Origin of the sequence: Microbacterium sp. F2, from assembly GCF_052274505.1 — a bacterium.
Classification (GTDB): domain Bacteria; phylum Actinomycetota; class Actinomycetes; order Actinomycetales; family Microbacteriaceae; genus Microbacterium.
The window spans coordinates 629737-646920 of the sequence record NZ_JBNVBV010000001.1 but is presented as its reverse complement, the minus strand read 5'-3'; the positions used below and the strand labels follow the sequence as shown (position 1 = coordinate 646920).

The 17184-nt window shown below is 66.0% G+C and carries 18 protein-coding genes and 1 tRNA gene; 6 read left to right on the top strand and 13 right to left on the bottom strand.

The window, feature by feature from the left end:
* Positions 1-44 precede the first annotated feature (44 nt).
* On the bottom strand, positions 45-1367 hold the full coding sequence (locus ACQVDU_RS03250; protein ID WP_366945391.1) for an anthranilate synthase component I family protein: 1323 nt from the start codon (positions 1365-1367) through the stop codon (positions 45-47).
* A 42-nt stretch (positions 1368-1409) separates the two neighbouring features.
* Between ACQVDU_RS03250 and ACQVDU_RS03245 the strand changes: the two genes are divergently transcribed.
* From ACQVDU_RS03245 to ACQVDU_RS03235, 3 genes are read left to right on the top strand one after another with little or no spacing between them, the layout of a single operon-like run.
* Positions 1410-2111: a DedA family protein gene (locus ACQVDU_RS03245; RefSeq protein ID WP_300590453.1), complete on the top strand. Its 702-nt coding sequence runs from the start codon at positions 1410-1412 to the stop codon at positions 2109-2111.
* Between the two features lie 4 nt (positions 2112-2115).
* Positions 2116-3153: an App1 family protein gene (locus ACQVDU_RS03240; protein WP_443476239.1), complete on the top strand. Its 1038-nt coding sequence runs from the start codon at positions 2116-2118 to the stop codon at positions 3151-3153.
* Between the two features lie 9 nt (positions 3154-3162).
* The gene (locus tag ACQVDU_RS03235; protein ID WP_300590451.1) at positions 3163-3888 is read left to right on the top strand and encodes an SOS response-associated peptidase; all 726 of its coding nucleotides are present in this window, start codon (positions 3163-3165) and stop codon (positions 3886-3888) included.
* 9 nt (positions 3889-3897) lie between these two features.
* Here ACQVDU_RS03235 and ACQVDU_RS03230 read toward each other — a convergent pair whose 3' ends face one another.
* A complete protein-coding gene (locus ACQVDU_RS03230) occupies positions 3898-5175 on the bottom strand; it encodes a glycoside hydrolase family 3 N-terminal domain-containing protein (protein ID WP_443476238.1) in 1278 nt (425 codons plus the stop codon).
* Between the two features lie 42 nt (positions 5176-5217).
* Here ACQVDU_RS03230 and ACQVDU_RS03225 point away from each other — a divergent pair, with 42 nt between their 5' ends.
* Positions 5218-6510 (top strand): M15 family metallopeptidase, encoded by a 1293-nt coding sequence (locus ACQVDU_RS03225; RefSeq protein WP_443476237.1) that lies wholly within the window; start codon positions 5218-5220, stop codon positions 6508-6510.
* A gap of 63 nt (positions 6511-6573) precedes the next feature.
* Positions 6574-7260 (top strand): hypothetical protein, encoded by a 687-nt coding sequence (locus tag ACQVDU_RS03220; RefSeq protein WP_300590448.1) that lies wholly within the window; start codon positions 6574-6576, stop codon positions 7258-7260.
* 66 nt (positions 7261-7326) lie between these two features.
* Here ACQVDU_RS03220 and ACQVDU_RS03215 read toward each other — a convergent pair.
* From ACQVDU_RS03215 to rplU, 10 genes are all read right to left on the bottom strand, one after another.
* Positions 7327-7402 (bottom strand) — tRNA-Ala (locus ACQVDU_RS03215).
* Between the two features lie 76 nt (positions 7403-7478).
* A complete protein-coding gene (gene rsfS / locus ACQVDU_RS03210) occupies positions 7479-7829 on the bottom strand; it encodes a ribosome silencing factor (protein ID WP_443476389.1) in 351 nt (116 codons plus the stop codon).
* Between the two features lie 73 nt (positions 7830-7902).
* Positions 7903-8949 (bottom strand): hypothetical protein, encoded by a 1047-nt coding sequence (locus tag ACQVDU_RS03205; protein WP_443476236.1) that lies wholly within the window; start codon positions 8947-8949, stop codon positions 7903-7905.
* The gene (gene nadD / locus ACQVDU_RS03200) at positions 8946-9545 is read right to left on the bottom strand and encodes a nicotinate-nucleotide adenylyltransferase (protein WP_300594278.1); all 600 of its coding nucleotides are present in this window, start codon (positions 9543-9545) and stop codon (positions 8946-8948) included. Before nadD ends, ACQVDU_RS03205 begins: the two co-directional genes overlap by 4 nt.
* 7 nt (positions 9546-9552) lie before the next feature.
* Positions 9553-9777 carry a hypothetical protein gene (locus ACQVDU_RS03195; RefSeq protein ID WP_228178960.1) on the bottom strand — a complete coding sequence of 75 codons (225 nt, stop codon included), beginning with the start codon at positions 9775-9777 and terminating at the stop codon, positions 9553-9555.
* Between the two features lie 51 nt (positions 9778-9828).
* A complete protein-coding gene (locus tag ACQVDU_RS03190) occupies positions 9829-11109 on the bottom strand; it encodes a glutamate-5-semialdehyde dehydrogenase (RefSeq protein WP_300594275.1) in 1281 nt (426 codons plus the stop codon).
* A 10-nt stretch (positions 11110-11119) separates the two neighbouring features.
* Positions 11120-11947 carry a glutamate 5-kinase gene (gene proB, locus ACQVDU_RS03185; protein ID WP_443476235.1) on the bottom strand — a complete coding sequence of 276 codons (828 nt, stop codon included), beginning with the start codon at positions 11945-11947 and terminating at the stop codon, positions 11120-11122.
* The gene (obgE, locus tag ACQVDU_RS03180) at positions 11944-13452 is read right to left on the bottom strand and encodes a GTPase ObgE (RefSeq protein WP_443476234.1); all 1509 of its coding nucleotides are present in this window, start codon (positions 13450-13452) and stop codon (positions 11944-11946) included. The genes proB and obgE overlap by 4 nt, the downstream gene beginning before the upstream one ends.
* 97 nt (positions 13453-13549) lie before the next feature.
* Positions 13550-13807, bottom strand: coding sequence for a 50S ribosomal protein L27 (rpmA, locus tag ACQVDU_RS03175; RefSeq protein WP_292709323.1), 258 nt, complete (start codon positions 13805-13807; stop codon positions 13550-13552).
* A 21-nt stretch (positions 13808-13828) separates the two neighbouring features.
* Positions 13829-14137: a 50S ribosomal protein L21 gene (gene rplU / locus ACQVDU_RS03170; RefSeq protein ID WP_195691534.1), complete on the bottom strand. Its 309-nt coding sequence runs from the start codon at positions 14135-14137 to the stop codon at positions 13829-13831.
* 217 nt (positions 14138-14354) lie between these two features.
* On the opposite strand from rplU, the gene ACQVDU_RS03165 reads away from it, so the two are divergent.
* Positions 14355-14630, top strand: a complete 276-nt coding sequence (locus tag ACQVDU_RS03165; RefSeq protein ID WP_443476233.1) for a DUF4031 domain-containing protein — start codon at positions 14355-14357, stop codon at positions 14628-14630.
* A 9-nt stretch (positions 14631-14639) separates the two neighbouring features.
* Here the strand turns inward: ACQVDU_RS03165 and ACQVDU_RS03160 are convergent, their stop codons facing one another.
* Positions 14640-16961, bottom strand: a complete 2322-nt coding sequence (locus tag ACQVDU_RS03160) for an Rne/Rng family ribonuclease (protein WP_443476388.1) — start codon at positions 16959-16961, stop codon at positions 14640-14642.
* Positions 16962-17184 lie beyond the last annotated feature (223 nt).

Here is a 17184-nt window from a genome sequence, read left to right as displayed (position 1 = left end):
AAGAGGCGCGAAAGCGCACCATCCAGGCTACCGGATGCCTGGAATCACGCGCCCGGGGCGGCTGTCGCCCAGCTCGGCGGGACTGATGCGCCGAGAGCGGCGAGTGGTCCGCGCGCTTTCACGACGACCTCCGCGACTTCCGACGATGCCTGCGAGAGCCAGGTGATACCGCCGCCAGCGCCGACATAGGCGTGATCCTGCTCGATGACGATCGAGCGTATGACCATCGCCAGATCCAGGTCTCCCTGGGGCGAGATCCAACCGAAGCATCCGGCGAAGAGACCCCGCGGCGCACCCTCGAGTCGGTGCAGGATCGACATCGCCGAGAGCTTCGGCGCGCCCGTCATGCTGCCGGCAGGAAATGTCGCGCCGAGAAGCTCGCCCACCTCGAGTCCGGGGAGGAGGTCGCCCGCAACCGTGCTCACGAGTTGATGCACGGCTGGATAGGACTCGACGTCGAAGAGTCGCTCGACAGTGACGGTGCCGGTCTGGCAGATGCGCGAGAGGTCGTTGCGCATCAAATCGACGATCATGACGTTCTCGGCCCGCTCTTTGACATCCGTGCGCAGATCTTCGGCGAGTTCGGCATCGACTTCCGCGTCAGCCGAGCGGGGACGGGTTCCCTTGATCGGGAGAGTCCGGATGCGGCCGCGGTCGACCTCGAGAAACTGCTCGGGACTCGCGCTCAGGAGCGCTCGGTCCGCGATCCGCACGAAGCCGCCGTGGTGAGCGCTGACGCCACGTCGCAGGCGCCGGTAGGCAGCGAGAGCATCGTCGACGCCTTCCACCTCGAATCGCGTCGTGAGACACAGCTGGTACGCGTTGCCCAGGCGGATCTGCTCGCGGCACTGCTCGATCAGGGCCGCGTAGGTTGTCGCGTCGTGTCGTGCCGACGAGACGACCGGCGTCGGCTGCGGAATCTCACCCGGATGCTGGAGGTCCAGGAGTTCGGCAGCGAGCTCTCCAGCGCCACCCGCCGCAAACACTGTCGCGATGGATGCCGCATGGTCGAACTCGACGACAACGCGCACCTGCATCCATCGGGCGTCGCCGCCCGAGTCCGGGAACGACGGCGCCCCCGCCCGCCGCGCACCGGCGTCGTAGTCGAACCAGCCAACCCATGCCCCGGGCCGCGGGCCACGCTCATCCGAGCGCGAGTCGTCCTCGGCAGCACTCCCCCGCAAGACCACCCGCTCGACAGCATCCGAAGCGACGGGCTCACCGATGCCGACCCAGCTCCGCCCGGAGGTCGCGCCGGGGCCGGCATCCAGCCAGAACGCGTTTTCGTACCGATGCGCCCATCCGCAGAAGACCTGCTCGGGTTCACGCCACACCGCTAGCTGAACGTTCGACGGCGGCGTGGTCACGCCTCACAGGCTAAACGCTGTCGGCGGCTCTACGCTTCAAGGATGAACGAGTGGCTCACGTGGCTGCTGGATACGGTGCAAGCAGTCGATCCGGTCGTGCGCACCCTCGTCGCAGGTCTTGCCATCATGCTCGAGACCAGTGTCCTGGTCGGACTCGTGGTTCCCGGCGACACGATTGTGATCATCGCCGGCACCGCTGTCGGCAGCCCCTGGGAGGGGGTGGCACTGGGGGTCGCGGTCGTGATCGGCGCGCTTATCGGCGAAAGCATCGGTTTCTGGCTGGGACGATTCCTCGGCCCGCGCATCCGATACTCACGCCTCGGTGCCCGCATCGGTGAGCGTTCGTGGATCCGGGCCGAGCTGTACGTCAACCGGCGTGGCGGGATCGCGATCTTCCTGAGCCGATTCCTGCCGGTCTTGCATTCCCTGGTGCCGTTGACCGTCGGGATGACCGGCTTCGCGTACCGGCGGTTCCTCGCGTGGACAGCGCCTGCCTGCATCCTGTGGGCGACGATCTACGTCTCGGTTGCGTCGGCCGCAGCGGGAACCTACCGCGACCTCGCCGACAGCGCCCACTACGCCGGATACATCTTCGTCGCCGCTATCGCGCTGTTCATCCTGGCGATCTACCTAGGCAAGAAGGTGCTGCACCGCATCGAGCGGCGGCACATGGATGCCGATGACGAGCGCACTCCGTCGGAAGATGCCCCACGAAACCCGAGCCTCGATGGCATGACAGACTGAACGGGTGCCCGGACCGGAGGAAACCCCCGCGCCCCCCAAGATCCTGTGGCTCGCACGACTTGAGCGACGCTTTCACACCTGGCGGGAGCGACGCACCCGCGCGCGCGGCCTCAAGCCCACGGTGACCCCGTTTGCGGGGTATGGCGGCGATGGCTGGATCCGGGTTCTTGGACGCGTGTTGATCGTCCCGCCACGTAAGCCGCGCGGCGGCGGGGAGTACGCATCAGTGCGCGGATGGCGGAGCTTCCTCGCCGTTCCGGTCGGCTTCGCTCGTGTGGACGTCACCGTAGCCGGCCAGACGCATACCGTGAACGCGGACCGCGGCGGTGTCGTGGATGTCGTGCTGGATGCCGCCCTGTCGCCCGGATGGCAGACGTTCACGATGACCGTTGAAGGCAGCGCCCCCGTTGAATCACGCGTTTTCGTCGTCGCACCGGATGCGCGCTTCGGCATCGTCTCGGATGTCGATGACACCGTCATGGTGACAGCGCTCCCGCGTCCGCTGCTGGCGGCGTGGAACTCCTTTGTCGTCGACGAACACGCCAGGCAGCCGGTACCCGGGATGGCTGTGCTTCTCGAGCGGCTTGCGCGCGAGAATCCGGGCTGTCCCGTCGTCTACTTGTCGACAGGGGCATGGAACGTCGCACCGACGCTCGTGCGGTTCATGCGACGCCACCTTTTCCCGCCGGGAGCGCTCCTGCTCACCGACTGGGGTCCCACCCATGACCGCTGGTTCCGCAGCGGACGAGCCCACAAAGAGCACAGTCTGCAACGCCTCGCCGAGGAGTTCCCCGACATCCGCTGGTTGCTCGTGGGTGATGACGGTCAGCACGACGACGCGATCTACACGGCCTTCGCCAGCGAGAACCCCGGACACGTGGCGGCTGTCGCGATCCGCCGCCTCTCCCCTGCTGAGGCCGTGCTCGCTGGCGGCCGAACCGCAGTGAACGACCACTCGGCAGCCGAAGTGCCGTGGGTGACGGCATCCGATGGCGCGGGCCTGCTCGACCGACTCCAGGCCGCTGGGGTATCCCCCGCGTAGTCTTGCCGCATGTGCGGACGGTTCGTCGTGGCAAGTGTTGGAACCGAGCTCGTGGGGACGCTTCGCGTCGACCTCGTCGGCGATGACCTGCCCGGACCGTCGTTCAATGTCGCGCCGACCGACAGGGCTGCGATCGTGCTCGATTCCGCGAAGACCGAACCCCCGGTACGGCGGCTGGAAGGCGCACGCTGGGGCCTGGTCCCCGGCTGGGCGAAAGACCTCTCGATCGGGGCACGAGCCTTCAACGCTCGCTCCGAGGAGCTCGAAGACAAGCCGATGTTCCGCGCCGCACTCGAGAAGCGGCGCGCGATCGTCCCCGTGACCGGCTACTACGAGTGGCATCGCACGGATGCCGGCAAGACGCCGTATTTCATCCATCCTGCCGACGACGAACCTCTGCTCTTCGCCGGGCTCTATGAATGGTGGAAAGACCCGTCGAAGCCCGAGGATGCTGACGACCGGTGGGTGCTCTCGTTCACGATCCTCACGCGTGCGTCCTCCGGTGGACTCGGATCGCTCCACGACAGGATGCCGGTCTTCATGGATCCCGATCACGCTGACGCCTGGCTCGACCCCACTGTCGACTACCCGCGAGACATCCTGGATGCCGCCGTCGACGCTGCCGAGATGGTTGCCGACACCCTGGAGGTATATCCGGTCAGCTCAGACGTCGGGAACGTCCGGAACAACTCACCCGCGCTGATCGAGCCCGTGCCAGGACCGCCGCTCCCCTGACGAGCGGGATCAGGCCGCAGGCGCGCAGGATGAGCAGGGCACGAGACCGCGACCGGCACCTGCAGTCTGCAGCCGCAGCGTCATCACTCGCACCGCGGCTTCGTCGAGGCGCTCCGCTGGAAGGGCGCCGGACTCAACGGCGGCGACGATGCCCGCCGTCAGCTCTGCCGCGGTCTGAGAGTTCGTTCCCAACACCGACAGCAGCATGTCGTTGCCCGCGGCGAGGGCAGCGACGGCGTTGGAAACGGGATCCTGGTATTCGCGGAGGCCCGACGCTTCGAACATCCCGAGGTCATCGGTGATCGCGACGCCGTCGAAGCCGAGATCTTCTCGCGCGATGCGGTGCCATTCGCTCGACAGGGTCGCGGGCTTCTCGTCGATCGATGTGTACGCGAGGTGCCCGAACATGAGTAGCGGAGCACCGGCCTCGATGCCAGCCGCGAAGGGGACGGCATCCGTTTGACGCCACTGGTCGTAGGTCTCTGTCGTTGACGGGATGCCGCGGTGCGAGTCGCCCGGGGCAGCGCCATGGCCCGGAAAGTGCTTGAGGGTCGACAGCGCCTCGGGTTCCTCGCCGACCACCGCAGCAGCAACGTGTGAGGCACCACTTTCGGGCGTTGTCCCGAGCGCCCGGCGGTAGATGAACATGCTGGTGTCGTCGGTGATGTCGGCGACGATGCCGAAGTTCACCGAGATGCCCGCGCGCTGGACGAGTGCACCTCGCCCGGCGAAAGCGAGTTCGGTAGCCTCCGGCGGCTCATTCTTGAGCGTGACCGACGACGGGAAATCGTCCCACGGCAGGCGCGACACGTCGCCGCCTTCCTGGTCGATGCCCAGCAGCGGCGGAACCGCCGGGTCTACCGTGAGCGCCGCAGTGATCTCGCGCAACCGGTCTTCGGAGTCCGGGATGTTCGCGCCCATGAGGATGAACCCGCCGACGCCGGTGCTCGACATGTAGTCGCGAAGCACGCCGGGGTCGGTTGTCGAGATGTGCCCCATGATCACGCTCGCGGCGCGCTCGCTGAGACTCATCGCCGCAACGGCCGCGGTGGCTCGAGCGGCGACGCTCTCGTGTGTGCCGGCGACGACGACAACCTCACCTGCCGGCGCTTGCGTGGCCCCGGAGGGTGAGCTCATGGCGTCCGCCGCCGGTGCGAGGAGGAGAGCTCCCAGCACGGAGCAGGCCACGGCTGCTGCCGCGATCCCCGCGCGCGTCACGGGCGTGAGCATGCCCGCGTCTTCTCCGCGGCGTACCGCACGGAATCGATGGCGACCTGCCGAACTCACGTGTTCACGCTACCCGTTCTCACGCGCACTACCCTTGTCTGCATGGGGGCAAGCCGCAAAGACCGAGCGATCGCGCGCCGGACGTTCCTCGGCTTCGCGGCAGTGTTCACCACGGCAGGCGTCGTCGGGACGATCACGACTGACAACGCCAAGGCCCGCACCGCGTTCGATGACGCACTCGCTGAGTGGGTGGCCTCCGGAGAGGCGGTCGACCACTCTGCCGCCGCGTTCAGCGCTGCCCAGGCGGATGCCATCGCCGCGGCAGCCGAGGCGTCGACGGTCATCGAGGTCACGAACGCCGAGATGCTGCAGGATTCTGCGACGCTCGACACACTGCGAGCGTCGCTGGATGCATTAGTGGCGGCGGGGCTGCTGACGATCGCCGCGCCGGGAGAGGTGACGGCTACGACAACCGCACCCGACCCGCGCTCGACACCAGACGTACCCGAAGGCCGAGAGGCTCAGCTCGCGCAGGCACAATCGCTCACCGAGGATGCGGCCCACCTGACCGAGACCGCCCAGGCATCCGAACAGTCGACCTCGGAGCTTGAAGCCGCCACCACTGCGGCGTTGGCCGACATCGACGCCGTCGTTGCATCTGCAGCAGCTCACGGCGCAGCGGTCGAGGTGCCGAGTCTTGCCTCGCAGGAGACCAAGGATGCGTACGCTGCCGCGGTCGCCGCGCTCGGCGACTCCGCGGCTGGTAGCGCGTCGCAGCGGATCCGCGCGTACCAGCAATCATGGACCGCGGTCCAGGACTCGCAAGCCGCAGCTGAGGCTGCGCAGGCGCGGGGCAACAGCGGCGGTGGAGACGACGACGTCCAACCGACGTATATCAACGGCATCCTCATCGCCAACAAGACTTATCGCCTGCCCAGCTGGTACGGGAACGGACTGACTGGCGACACACTCGCCGCGTTCGAGCGGATGCGTGCCGAAGCTGCATCGCTCGGGTACAACCTCTGGATTGCGAGCGGGTTCCGCTCCTATGCGACACAGGTCAAGGTCTACAACAGCTACGCCTCCCGCGACGGTACGGCTGCTGCCGACCGGTACTCGGCGCGGCCCGGGCACAGTGAGCACCAGTCGGGCCTCGCGTTTGATCTGAACACCATCACGGAAGCGTTCGGATACACGCCCGAGGGTCAATGGGTCGCCGCAAACGCGCACCGGTTCGGTTTCATCGTGCGCTACCCGCAGGGTAAAGAGGGCGTGACCGGATACATCTGGGAGCCCTGGCACCTGCGCTACCTCGGCGTCGACACCGCGACGGCGGTGTACAACAGCGGGCTGTCGCTCGAGGAGTATTTGGGCATTACCTCGGTCTACAGCTGAGCAGGATTTCCACGGCCGCGAGGGTGACATCGGCAACCTCGCCGAGGCAGTACGATCTCGCTCATGCCCGAATCTTCCGACGCAGTATCGTCGCGCCGACACTCATTCCTTGAGGACCTCCAGCTCCTCATCGTCATCCTCCTTGGCGTGGTCTCTGTTGCCACCGCATACGTCTCCTTCGAGGCCGCTCTCTACGGCGGTCAGCAGGCAGCCGCGTACTCACGCGGTGGGGCTGCCCAGACCGAAGCGGAGTCGATCTACTTGGAGGCAAACCAGCAGTACGTGCAGGATGCCGAGACACTCACGCGCCTCTCGGAGTATCAGATCGAGATGGAGGGCACCGACCCGGATGTCGCCGCCGCGGCATCCGAGAAGTATGACCAGCTGTATTTCACGAGCGTCTCGGAGGACCTCGACGCCGCCATCGCATGGGCCCAGGCTGAGAACGAGGCCGACCCGACCACCTACACCGACCCGCAGGCTTCGGAGGACTACCAGTACGCACTGTTCGGCGCGTGGTCGGACGCGGATACTGCTGCAAAGGCCCTGCTCGCTCAGGGTGACGAGGCAAATCAGTACAGCGATCGACTGACGCTCAACACAGTGTTGATGGCAATCGCGCTCTTCCTTCTCGGTATCGCCGCAGTGATCCGAAACCGTCGAGCGCAGTGGATTCTCATCGGCGTGAGCAGCGCCATCTTCCTGCTTGCCCTCGGACTGACGGTGATCGTCCCCTTCACCTGGTTCTAGAGTGGGCGCGTAGACCTCTCCGGAGGGAACGAGGAAGGGCGCCCGCATGGGGCGCCCTTCCTCGTTTGGTGGACCTGAGGGGACTCGAACCCCTGACCCCCTGCATGCCATGCAGGTGCGCTACCAGCTGCGCCACAGGCCCGGATGCTGCCCCGAGAGGCAACTACAACAGATTACTACATCGGCGGGCGGCAGCCGAACCGACGCAGCATCCGTCCTCAGTCGGTTACCGCCCGCGCCGGCCGATCGATGGGCACGACCGGGCAGTCCTTCCAGAGCCGCTCCAGGCCGTAGAAAGCCCGCTCCTGCTCGTGGAACACGTGAACGACCAGATCGCCGAAGTCCAGGAGAATCCACCGGGATTCCTGGCGCCCCTCCCGACGCAGACGCTTGTGACCGACCTCGAGCAGCTTCTCCTCGATCTCGTCGGCGATCGCGGCGACATTTCGCTCGCTGCGACCGGTCGCGAGCAAAAAGATGTCGACAAGAGGGAGCGGCTCCGAGACATCCAGCGCCACGAGATCTTCGGCGCCCGTGGCCTCCGCCGCGGCAGCGGCAATCGCGAGCATCTGCTTCGATACGTCGGTAGCCGTCACGCGCGCGCCTCCGCGCCCGCGCGAAGCGACCAGCCCGGGCAGCGCGTCATGAGAAGACTCCGGTTGCGAAGGCGAGGATCAGGACGCCTACGAGTGCCAGTGCAAGTACCCCGGCGGTGATCGCCAGGGTCAGCATGAGTCGCGATCCCTTCTCGGGCACAGGGGGTTTGATGATCTCGGCTGTCGTTTTGACGGTGCTGATCGCGGCGCTGGCAGCAATCGGCGTCGGCGACGAGTGCTGCGGGAGTTCCCCGTCGGCAAACGTCGCATCGATGTCGAGCGCCTCGGAAGTGCCAGGCATCTGACCGGTCGTCGCGAAAAGGTCGGGAAGGGCCAAGCTGCCGGTGACCAGCACCTCTCCTGTCGCGTTGACCGGCGCGGTGATGCCCTGCGGCGGTGAATCTGTCACGATCAGCGCGCTGCCAGTACCGGTCGATCCCGCGCTCGGACGGGAGATGAGCTGGTCGAAACTCGGGCGCGGGTCGGGTTCGGTGGCCATGCCCGCAAGCAGTGCAGAGCCAAGCTGCGGACTCACCGTGCCGCGCTCTACGGGTTCGTCAGAGGCGAGCCCCGCGGCGGCTTGCGAGATCGGATGCTCCTCCGGCGACGCCGGCGGAACCGAAACGAAGGGCGCCCTGTGGTCACCGTCAGTACCGCTCACAGTCAGGGCATCCGTGTTCCCGGTGCGCTCCCGCACACGTCGGCGGGTCAGCGGCGCCCCGTCGGCTGCGACCGTCGGTCCGGTCGGGCTCGAAGTCGGAAGCTCGTCAGCCGATGAAGATCCCTCAGCTGCCGCGGACGTGAACTCGCTCGAGGAGTCAGCTGGCGCTGCAGGCTCGGAAGCGTCTGCTGTCCCGCCGCTGGCGGATGCCTGGTCGCTCGCAGAATCAGCCGAGACCGGCTCGTGCTCGGCATCCTGGTGATCATCAGTGTCGACCGACGTCTGAACCGGCGTTGGAGTGGGCGACGCGTTCTGTGCCGGGGGCATGATCGGTGTGCCCTCGGGCGTCAGGATCGGGGTTGCACCCGTGCTGCGCAGCTCCCGAAGCTGCCGACGCGTCAACGGCTGGTTCGGTTGCTGCTCATTCGTCATTCGTTGCTCCGATACAGATGGTGCTTCGCAATGTATTGGACGACTCCGTCAGGAACGAGGTACCACACGGGGTGTCCCCCACGAACCCGTTCCCGACAGTCCGTCGACGAGATCGCCAGCGCGGGGATCTCCAATTGGCTGACGTCCTCGACGGGAAGCCCGTCGGTGTTGAGAACGTGCCCGGGTCGAGAGACGGCGACAAAATGCGCCAACTCCCACAGTTCATCATGATTTCTCCAGCTGAGGATCTGCGCTATGGCGTCCGCGCCGGTAATGAAGTACAAATCCGCGTCTGGATTGAGTCGCTGCACGTCGCGCAGCGTGTCGATCGTGTAGGTCGGGCCGTCGCGATCGATATCGACACGACTCACCGAGAAGCCGGGATTGGATGCCGTCGCAATCACCGTCATCAAATACCGGTGTTCGGACTCCGTGACCTCGTTCTTCTTCTGCCACGGCCGTCCGGTAGGCACGAAGACGACCTCGTCGAGTCCGAAAGAGTCGGCGACTTCGCTTGCCGCGACGAGGTGACCATGATGGATGGGATCGAACGTCCCGCCCATCACCCCGATTCGGCGTGCTCGTGCTGCCGACATCGGATGCCTAGTGGCCGTGCCCCGATCGCTGCAGCTCAGCCGCGTGGGTCTTCGCGTACGCTTCCGCCTTGTGCGCGTGGCGGTTAGCGACGTTGCGGTACGACGCAGTCACGAGCGCCAGAAGTCCGAAGACGGCCAGAGCGATGATCCCGAAGATGACGGTCTCCAATGCCACGTTGCCGTGGTGCTCCGACTCTTCTGCGGCGAAGGCAAGAAGCGAGACGAGGGTCATTGAAACTCCGTTCGTGGCTGCGGCGACAAGTGCGCCTACCCAGCTTAGCTCTCAGCCGCGCACCTGACCGGCACCGCGCACCAGCCACTTCGTGCTGGTGAGTTCGGGAAGCCCCATGGGCCCCCGTGCGTGGAGCTTCTGCGTCGAGATCCCGACCTCGGCCCCGAAGCCGAACTCGCCCCCGTCCGTGAAGCGCGTCGAGGAGTTGACCATAACCACCGCAGAATCCACCTCCGCGAGGAACCGCTCAGCCGCGGCAGGATCCTCGGTGATGATCGATTCGGTGTGCTGCGACGAATACGTGCGGATGTGCTCGAGCGCGGCATCCAGATCGTCGACGACACGGATGGCGACATCGAGGCTCAGGTACTCGGTTGCCCAGTCGTCGGGTGTGGCGGGGATGACGCCCTCGGCGCGAGCCGACACGTCGGCGTCACCATGCACGGTCACGCCAGCGGCCTGGAGCGCGCCGACAAGATCCGGCACGAGGCGGTCAGCGGCGCCACGGTGAACCAGCACCGTCTCGACGGCGTTGCACACACTCGGCCGTTGCGCCTTGGCGTTGACGACGATATCCAGTGCCCAGTCAGCTCGCGCGCTCTCGTCGAGAACGATGTGAACAAGACCGGCCCCGGTCTCGATGACGGGAACTGTCGATTCGGTGACGACAGTCTCGATAAGTTGGGCACTCCCCCGCGGCACGAGCACATCGATCAGGCCACGAGCCTGCATCATCGCCCGTGCGCCATCACGACCGAAGTCATCCACTGTCTGGATTGCCTCGGCATCAACACCGACGCTTTCGAGTGCAGCCCGCATGCTCGCGATGAGTGCCCGGTTGCTGTTCTCGGCGGCAGAGCCGCCGCGCAAGACGACGGCGTTGCCAGAGCGCAGCGCAAGCGCAGCGATGTCGACAGTCACGTTGGGGCGCGCTTCATAGATGGACCCGACCACACCGAACGGCACCGCTACCTTCGTCAGCGACAGGCCATTCTCGAGCCGACGCTCGTCAAGCACCCGACCAACCGGATCCGGAAGCTCAGCGACCTCGCGCACCGCTGCCGCCAGTGCCGCGACGCGGGCGGGATCGAGCCTTAGCCGGTCCTGGAGCGCCTCCGAAAGCCCGGTCTCACGACCCCGGTCCACGTCTGCCGTGTTTGCCTCGACGATCACGCCGGTATCGGCTTCGAGTCGGTCGGCCACGGCGTTCAGCATCTCGGCCTTCTGCGCCGCAGTGAGAAGACCCACCGTGCGCGCCGCTCGCTTGGCGTGCTGCATCCGTTCCCGAGCGCCGGTGACGGCATCCGTCGGTGACATCAGCGTGGTTGACATGAGAGCCAGCCTACCGATCGACAGCAATGGGGCCGGTGAGAGCAGACGCGACCGGATGCGGGTTCGGGGCAAACCACGTGCCGATGTTCTCGCCGCGCAGCGCCTCGTCAACGCGATCGGCGCTGGTGACAAGAACGCCCACACCGGCGCCGGCTGCGAGCCGCGCCGCGGAGACCTTCGTGGCAGCGCCCCCGGTTCCGACGCTGTTGACGACCACGGAACCGAACTGGAAGCCGTGCAGATCATCGCCGGGTTCCACACGGTCAATGGGGGTTGCGCCGGGCTCGTCCGGCGGCCGCGTGTAGAGCGCTTCGATATCGCTGAGCAGCACCAGCGCATCGGCTCCGACGAGCTGGGCCACCAGGGCAGCAAGTCGGTCGTTGTCACCGAAACGGATCTCGTGCGTCGCGACAGTGTCGTTCTCGTTGACGATCGGAAGGATCCGAAGCCCCAGCAGTCGCTCCATGGCTCGCCGTGCGTTCGAGCGGTGGGTCGCATTCTCGAGATCGCCGGCAGTGAGCAAGACCTGCCCGGCAAGGATGCCGAATCTGTCGAGGCTGGTCTGATATCGCCACATGAGCACGTTCTGCCCCACCGCAGCCGATGCCTGCTGGGTCGCCAGGTCATCCGGGCGGCCGTCGAGCTTCAGAAGCGGAAGCGCTGTGGCGATGGCTCCCGAGGAGACCAGAACGACTTCTGTATCGCGCTCATGAGCTGCGGCGATCGCCGCGACGATTGCGTCGATGCGCCAGGCGTGTTCACCGCTGATCGACGATGATCCGACCTTGACGACAACTCGTCGGCAGCCGAAGAGACCTTCGCGCTCGGTCACAGTCACTGCTCGTCGTCCTCCGCCTCGCTCCGTGCTGCCAGCCGTTCGGCCTCGAGTTCCTCTCGCGCCTCGGCCTTCGCATCCATCCGCTCGTGGTAGCGCTCACGACGTTGCGCGGTCGTGCGGCGCGAGTTCTGGTCGAGGCGAGGATCCGTGCCGCGCGGTGCCGTCATCAGCTCCGCCACCGAACTCAGCGAGGGCTGCCAGTCGAAGATCACTCCGTCGTCCCCGCCGATGACGACAGTTGCGCCCGGTGTTGCCCCGAGGCGATACAACTCGTCTTCGACGCCGAGCTTCTCGAGCCGGTCGGCGAGGTATCCGACGGCTTCGTCGTTCTGGAAGTCGGTCTGTTGGACCCACCGAACGGGCTTCGCCCCCAGAATGCGATATATCGGGCCGTAGGTTCCGCCCTCAACGCGAACCGAGAAGTCCTGCTCAGCACCACGCGGGCGGATGACGACACGTTCGGGCTTCGGTGTGTCGGCCTGCGCAGCCCGGTGATCGGCGACGATGGATGCCAGCGCGAAGCTCAGTTCGCGCAGGCCCGACCGGCTCACCGTTGAGATCTCGAAGACGCGGTATCCGCGTGCCTCAAGCTCCGGACGGACCAGATCAGCGAGATCCCGCGCCTCGGGCACATCGACCTTGTTCAGAGCGATGACCTGGGGGCGCTCGAGCAACGGCAGTTGACCCTCAGGAACCGGGTAGGCGGCAAGCTCCGCGAGGATCACATCGAGATCTGTGAGCGGATCGCGGCCCGGATCGAGCGTCGCGCAGTCCAAGACATGAACGAGCGCCGTGCAGCGCTCGACGTGTCTGAGGAACTCCAGACCTAACCCGCGACCACTGCTTGCCCCCTCGATCAGTCCAGGGACATCCGCGACCGTGAAGCGCACATCGCCGGCTTCGACGACACCGAGGTTCGGATGAAGAGTTGTGAAGGGATAATCCGCGATCTTCGGGCGTGCGGCTGAGATGGCGGCGATCAGACTGGACTTTCCCGCGGAGGGAAAACCGACCAGTGCAACATCGGCCACTGTCTTGAGCTCGAGGACGACGTCGCCTTCCCAGCCGGGTGTACCGAGAAGCGCGAAACCGGGCGCCTTGCGCTTCGGCGAGGCGAGCGAGGCATTGCCGAGACCGCCGAGACCACCCGGTGCCACCACATAACGCATACCGGGTTCGATGAGATCGACAAGTACCTCGCCGGACGGGTCTTTCACGACGGTACCCAGAGGAACCGGAAGTTCGATCGACTCCCCGGCAGCACCCGACCGGTTGTCGCCCATTCCAAATCCGCCGTTGCCGCCGGACCGGTGCGGCGAATGATGGTATGACAGCAGGGTCGTCACCTGCGGGTCGGCAACGAGCACGATGTCGCCGCCGTGACCACCGTTACCTCCGTCGGGGCCGGCGAGTGGCTTGAACTTCTCGCGGCGTACCGACACGCATCCGTTTCCGCCCTTGCCCGCACGAAGGTGCAGGGTGACGCGGTCGACGAAAGTGACCATGCGCTTTCTCCTGTCTTCGGATGGTTATCAGGGCCGGATGACGGGAAGGGGCGAGCCGAAGCCCGCCCCTTCCGAAAACTGATGTGTCAGCTGCAGATCACTCTGCGGCGGCCACCACGTTGACGACCTTGCGGCCGCCCTTGGTGCCGAACTCGACAGCGCCGGCCGAGAGGGCGAAGAGCGTGTCGTCTCCGCCGCGACCAACGTTCGCGCCGGGGTGGAAGTGTGTGCCGCGCTGACGAACGAGGATCTCGCCCGCGCTCACGACCTGGCCGCCGAAACGCTTCACGCCCAGTCGTTGGGCATTGGAGTCACGACCGTTACGGGTAGAGCTTGCGCCCTTTTTGTGTGCCATTACTGCGCCTCTTCCTGGGTCTTACTTGATGCCGGTGACCTTGACGCGCGTGAGGTCCTGGCGGTGCCCCTGGCGCTTCTTGTAGCCGGTCTTGTTCTTGAACTTCTGGATGACGATCTTCGGGCCGCGCTCTTCGCCGAGAACCTCGGCGGTCACGCTCACCTTCGAAAGCTTCGCAGCGTCGGTCGTGACGGTGTCGCCGTCCACGAGCAGCACTGCCGGAAGCTCGACCTTGTCGCCGACCTTGGCGGCGAGACGGTCGAGAACGACGATCGTGCCGACCGAGACCTTCTCCTGGCGGCCGCCGGCGCGCACTACTGCGTAAACCACTTCACACCTGTTTCTTCTGGGAGCACAGTGCTCCGGTCTGTCTGAGGGGCCATCCGTGAGGATGACAGCTGCGGTGCGGAACCGAGGCCCTGACGTGCCGCCGTCCGGAACGCGGCACACGACGCACCAAAGGAATACTTTACCTGATGCGACACCGTACTCGCAAAGCGACGCGCACCACTGCCGACCCGCGCTGACCACCACCTATGATCGGCCCGTGACGATTATGATCGACGACCCGCGCTGGCCGGCGCACGGCCGATTGTGGTCGCACCTGATCAGCGACAGCAACCTCGCCGAGCTTCACGAGTTCGCCGACCGGAACGACATCCCCCGCCGGGGGTTCGACCGTGACCACTACGACGTGCCCGCCGAGGCCCACGAGAGGCTCGTGGCGGCCGGGGCGAAGCCCGTCGACGGCCATACCCTCGTTCGCGCCCTCATCGCGTCAGGGCTGCGTGTGACGGCACGCGAGCGCCGCCACGGCGCCTAGCGACGACCGTCAGGACTCGTCGTCTGACGCCGTCGGCGTCGCAGACACGGGGGTGCCCGTCAGCGCGGCAGTCGTCACGCGACGCCGACCCCGTCCCTGGCCCGGTGCCTTCGGCTCGGGAAGGGCGTTGAGCACCGAATCGAGGAGCAGTTCCTTCTCGGACTTGGGCTTCTCGGTTTCTGCCTTCTTCTTGCGGCGCTTGGGCTTCTCGGGTGCCGGCTCACTCGCTTCCTGCACCGCCGCCACAACGACCTCTTCAACGGTCGCCGCGTCGACTGGGGCGTGAATCGTGGATGCCGCGATCTGCGCGAGGGCTGACTTCACACCCTCGGTGATCACATGCGTGCCGTTGCCCGCCTGAGAAGGCGACGACGAGGAGGCGCCGTTACCGGAGGCGGCACCTCGGCTCCGACGCGGCGAACCGTTGCTGGAAGCCGGGGCGCGGTGCTTCACGACGGGATCGTGGTGCACGATGACCCCGCGGCCGGCGCAAACCTCACAGGGCTCGCTGAAGGTCTCGAGCAGGCCGAGGCCGAGCTTCTTTCGGGTCATCTGGACGAGGCCGAGGGACGTGACCTCGGCGACCTGGTGCTTCGTCCGATCTCGGCTTAGGCACTCCACGAGACGACGCAGCACGAGGTCACGGTTCGATTCGAGCACCATGTCAATGAAGTCGACAACGATGATTCCACCGATGTCGCGCAGTCTGAGCTGACGAACGATCTCCTCAGCGGCCTCGAGGTTGTTCTTGGTCACCGTCTCTTCGAGGTTGCCGCCGGAGCCGACGAACTTGCCGGTATTGACGTCGATAACGGTCATCGCCTCGGTGCGGTCGATTACGAGCGAACCGCCCGAGGGGAGCCACACCTTTCGGTCCAGCGCTTTCTCGATCTGCTCTGTGATCCGGAACTCGTCGAACGGATCAGCGTCACCCTCGTACTCCGAGACGCGCTCGAGCAGGTCGGGCGCGACACCCTCGAGGTAACGCGAGATGGTGTGCAGCGCATCCTCACCCTGGATGAGCATCCGCGAGAAGTCTTCGTTGAAGACGTCGCGGACGATCTTCACCAGCAGGTCTGGCTCGGAGTGCAGCAGCGCCGGAGCACCGGTGGTCTCGACCTGACGGTTGATGTGTTCCCACTGCGCGGTCAGACGCTGAACATCGCGCGTCAGCTGGTCTTCGGTTGCACCCTCGGCCGCGGTGCGCACGATGACGCCGGATGACTCGGGCAGGACTTCCTTGAGGATCTTCTTGAGTCGCGCACGCTCGGTGTCGGGGAGTTTGCGTGAGATACCGTTCATCGCGCCGCCGGGCACGTAGACGAGGTAGCGGCCGGGCAGGGAGATCTGACTCGTGAGACGGGCTCCCTTGTGTCCGACCGGATCCTTGGTCACCTGAACGAGAACCTTGTCACCGGACTTCAGCGCAAGCTCGATGCGACGCGGCTGGTTGCCGGTCTCGACAGAATCCCAGTCCACCTCGCCGGAGTAGAGAACGGCGTTGCGGCCCCGACCGATGTCGACGAAGGCGGCTTCCATGCTCGGAAGCACGTTCTGCACGCGGCCGAGGTAGACGTTGCCGATCAGGGAGGCATCCTGGCTGCGCGCGACATAGTGCTCCACGAGCACGTTGTCTTCGAGCACCCCGATCTGGACCCGCCCGTTCTTCGAGCGCACCACCATCACGCGGTCCACGGCTTCACGCCGAGCGAGGAATTCGGCCTCGGTCACGACGGTGCGGCGACGGCCCGCTTCGCGGCCATCGCGACGACGCTGCTTCTTCGCTTCAAGCCGGGTCGAACCCTTGATCCGCTGGGGTTCGGTGATCACCTCGGCAGGACGCTGGCGCGACCCGTTCGACCGGTTGTCCTCGCGAAGCTCTCCCCCACCACGACGACGGTTGCGGCGCCGCGATGACCCGGAGGGCTCGGAGTCGTCAGGTTCGTCCTCCGGAAGTGGGGGAAGAGGCGCGACCTCGGGCGCATAGAACATCAGCGCAGTCGAAACCGCAGACACGAAGTTCTCGGGCAGCAGCCCGAGGCTCACAGCGGTGGGCGGACCCGTCGGCTCCTCGGTCGCCTCAGCCTCGTCGTTGCTCTCCGGCTCGACGGACGCGGGTTGCTCCGCAACACCCTCATCGATCACACTCTCCGGCGTGTCCGCCTCAGGAGCGACGACCGGAGCGTCCTCTGCAGGTGCTGAGTCGGTCAACGCGTCTTCCGCGGCGGTCTGCTCTACGGTCTCGGCGGTGACGAGGGCTTCGCTCAGGTCGTCCCGCACGCCTTCCGTGTCGGCTTCAGTTGTGTTCTGTACATCGTTCTCATCGCCCATGTCGGCGTACTCCTTGTCGAGCGACCCCGCGCGTCGCCCGACGACATCTCTGCGACCGGCAGGTCGCTCATCAACTCGGTGTGCAGCAGGCTCGAAGCTCACGCTGCGACGGGCAGCCATTGCCCGGAAGTCTGTGACGACATGTCCCGCGGCGCGGCCGCGGACTCGTCCCGGCAATTATCGCACTATCGGAGCACAAACACTCCATTGGTTCGAAGACCCA

Coding starts and splice junctions, on each gene's coding strand:
- rsfS (WP_443476389.1), bottom strand. CDS start 7,829: ATGCTCGCGATTGCCGCTGCCGCGGCGGAGGCCACGGGCGCCGAAGAT.
- rpmA (WP_292709323.1), bottom strand. CDS start 13,807: ATGGCACACAAAAAGGGCGCAAGCTCTACCCGTAACGGTCGTGACTCC.
- ACQVDU_RS03190 (WP_300594275.1), bottom strand. CDS start 11,109: ATGTCAACCACGCTGATGTCACCGACGGATGCCGTCACCGGCGCTCGG.
- ACQVDU_RS03205 (WP_443476236.1), bottom strand. CDS start 8,949: ATGACGAATGAGCAGCAACCGAACCAGCCGTTGACGCGTCGGCAGCTT.
- ACQVDU_RS03220 (WP_300590448.1), top strand. CDS start 6,574: ATGCCCGAATCTTCCGACGCAGTATCGTCGCGCCGACACTCATTCCTT.
- ACQVDU_RS03160 (WP_443476388.1), bottom strand. CDS start 16,961: ATGGGCGATGAGAACGATGTACAGAACACAACTGAAGCCGACACGGAA.
- nadD (WP_300594278.1), bottom strand. CDS start 9,545: ATGTCGGCAGCACGAGCACGCCGAATCGGGGTGATGGGCGGGACGTTC.
- ACQVDU_RS03195 (WP_228178960.1), bottom strand. CDS start 9,777: ATGACCCTCGTCTCGCTTCTTGCCTTCGCCGCAGAAGAGTCGGAGCAC.
- ACQVDU_RS03225 (WP_443476237.1), top strand. CDS start 5,218: ATGGGGGCAAGCCGCAAAGACCGAGCGATCGCGCGCCGGACGTTCCTC.
- ACQVDU_RS03235 (WP_300590451.1), top strand. CDS start 3,163: ATGTGCGGACGGTTCGTCGTGGCAAGTGTTGGAACCGAGCTCGTGGGG.
- ACQVDU_RS03245 (WP_300590453.1), top strand. CDS start 1,410: ATGAACGAGTGGCTCACGTGGCTGCTGGATACGGTGCAAGCAGTCGAT.
- obgE (WP_443476234.1), bottom strand. CDS start 13,452: ATGGTCACTTTCGTCGACCGCGTCACCCTGCACCTTCGTGCGGGCAAG.